At 54.5% G+C, this 2635-nt stretch carries 2 protein-coding genes; both read right to left on the bottom strand.

Annotation, left to right across the window (positions count from 1 at the left end):
* Positions 1 to 738 (bottom strand): TolC family protein (locus tag B3D59_RS16135; RefSeq protein WP_286822140.1); only part of this gene is annotated, 738 nt, incomplete at its 3' end.
* Positions 739 to 741: 3 nt separating this feature from the next.
* Positions 742 to 2635 (bottom strand): efflux RND transporter permease subunit (locus B3D59_RS16130; RefSeq protein ID WP_286822139.1); only part of this gene is annotated, 1894 nt, incomplete at its 5' end.

The following is a 2635-nucleotide window of genomic DNA, read 5'->3' as shown; positions in this document are numbered from 1 at the left end:
GGCAGCCAGTCGTTTATACTGGTAAATGGAGGCCTTGGCGCTTTCGGCGGATGTGGCGGCCTGGGCCAGGGCAAGCTGGTCTGTGGAGCCTGCATCATACTGTGTCTTGATTACATCATATGTCGATTTCTGGGCCTTGTAGGTCTCTTCGGCAAGGTGCTGCAATTTTCTTTGGGCCAGGAGGTTGACATAGGCGTCTGCGGTCTGGGCCACCAGGGCAATGCGGGTGCTTGATGCCGCTTCCCGGGTGGCAAGATAGCTCTCAAGAGCACTTTGGCTCAGGCTTTTGACCCGGCCGAAAAAATCAAGTTCATAGGCCGTGATACCCAGTCCCGCACTCATGGATGTATCCGCAGTATATTGTTTCCCAAAACTACTGCTGTCTTCGGGGATACCCTGGCGGCTTAAGCCCGTGCTGCCTGAGATTACAGGCACCTCGTCGGATTTTTGAATCCGGTAGGCAGCCTTTGCCTGTTCAATATTGAGCAATGCCACCTTCAGATCCCGGTTGTTTTCCAGGGCCATGGCAATTATCTGCTGCAGGGTCCGGGATGTAAAGTAATCCTGGAAGGCAATGTCGGCTGCCGCCTGACCGGACCCTGGATCTGCTTTTGGATCCTTGTCAGCCCATGTATCAGCCACCGGCATTTCCGGCTGCCTGTATTCGGGGATAAAGGAACAGCCGGCCGTAAAAAGCAGTAAACCGGCAATGGCTGCTGTAATCATTTTATTTGGCATGAATCATTCTCCTTGACCGTTTTCGGTCTGTTTTTTCTTTTCACTGCCCCTTTCAATGAGGATAAAAAAGAGGGGAACAAAGATAATGGCCAGGGATGTGGCTGCCACCATACCGCCGATAACGCCGATGCCGATGGCATTCTGGCTGGCAGAGCCTGCACCGTCTGAAATGGCCAGCGGTGTAACACCGAGGATAAACGCAAAGGAGGTCATCAAAATCGGGCGCAGCCGAAGTTCTGCAGCGGACAGGGCAGATTGAATCAGCCCCATACCGCCCTCGTAAAGACTCTTGGCAAATTCCACAATAAGAATGGCGTTTTTGGCCGCAAGGCCCACCGTGGTCAGCAGTGCAATCTGAAAATAGACGTCATTGTTTAAGCCTGCCCATTTTGTGGCGACCACGGAGCCGATGATCCCCAAAGGTACCACCAGCATGACGGAAAACGGGATGGACCAGGATTCGTAAAGGGCTGCCAGACACAGGAATACGAACAGCAGTGACACCGAGTACAGCAGACCGGTCTGGGAACCGGCCATGCGTTCTTCATAGGAGATACCTGTCCATTCCAGGGAAATGCCCTGGGGCAGTCTGCTGGAAAGATCATCGATAATAGCCATGGCCTCGCCCGAGCTGACGCCCTGGGCCGGTGCCCCCAGAATCTCTACGGAAGAAGTCCCGTTGTATCGTTCCAGCTTGGGGGAGCCATAGGACCACTCTCCATGGCAGAAGGAGGAAAACGGCACCATTTGGCCGTTATTGTTGCGCACATGCCACCTGTCAACATCTTCGGGCAGCATGCGGGTGGGGGCATCACCCTGCATGTATACCTTTTTCAGCCGGGTTCCGTCCATGAAGTCATTCACATAGGATGAGCCCCAGGCCGCCTGCAGCACACTGGTGATATTACCAGTGGAAACGCCCAGAGCTTCGGCCTTTTCGTAGTCAATGTTCAGGGTGTACTGGGGAACGTCGGACAAGCCGTTGGGCCGCACACCCACCAGTTTGGGATTCTGGGCCGCCATGCCCAGCATTTGGTTTCTGGCGTTCATCAACGCGTCATGGCCTAACCCGCCGCGGTCCACCAGCATGAAGTCAAAGCCTGTGGCATTGCCCATCTCAAGGATGGCAGGCGGAATAAATGCATAGATTGAGGCGTCCTTGACGCTGTAAAGACCTCCCATGGACCGGGTTGCAATGGCTGCGGCTTTCTGGTCCGGGCGATGCCGCTCTTCCCAGTCCTTGAGGCTCAAAAAGCCCATGGCCATGTTCTGGCCCCTGCCTGCAAAACTGAATCCCACAACCGTGAAAAGGCTGTTAACGTTTTCTGATTCCGTGTTCAGGTAATAATCAATGGCCTTGTCCACGGACTGCTGGGTACGCTCCATGGTGGCACCCGGCGGGGCGGAAATTATGGTCATCATCATTCCCTGATCCTCGTCAGGCAGAAAGCCTGTGGGAATTCCCTTGAATATCCACACCAGGGCGACAACGATCATTGCATAGATGACAAGAAATCTCAAAATCCGGGTGGTTGAGTATTTAACACCGGTCCTGTAAGTGGCCTTGCTGAGATCAAACGCTTTGTTGAACCAGCCGAAAAATCCCTTTTTGTTTTCATGGTGTCCTTTTTCCACCGGCTTGAGCATGGTGGCGCAAAGGGCTGGGGTCAGGACCATGGCCACCAGAACCGAGAGGCCCATGGCCGATACCAGGGTCAAGGAGAATTGCCGGTAGATGGCACCGGTGGAGCCCGGGAAAAAGGCCATGGGGATAAACACTGCGGAAAGCACCATGGCAATACCCACCAGCGCACCTGTGATCTGATCCATGGACTGCTGAGTGGCTTCCTTGGGCGGCAGGCCGGTTTCGGACATCACGCGCTCCACGTTTTCCACC

This window comes from Desulfobacter sp. UBA2225, from assembly GCF_002348205.1.
In the GTDB taxonomy this organism is placed as follows: domain Bacteria; phylum Desulfobacterota; class Desulfobacteria; order Desulfobacterales; family Desulfobacteraceae; genus Desulfobacter; species Desulfobacter postgatei.
The sequence above is the reverse complement of the archived record's forward strand: the minus strand, read 5'-3'. Positions and strand labels throughout refer to the sequence as shown.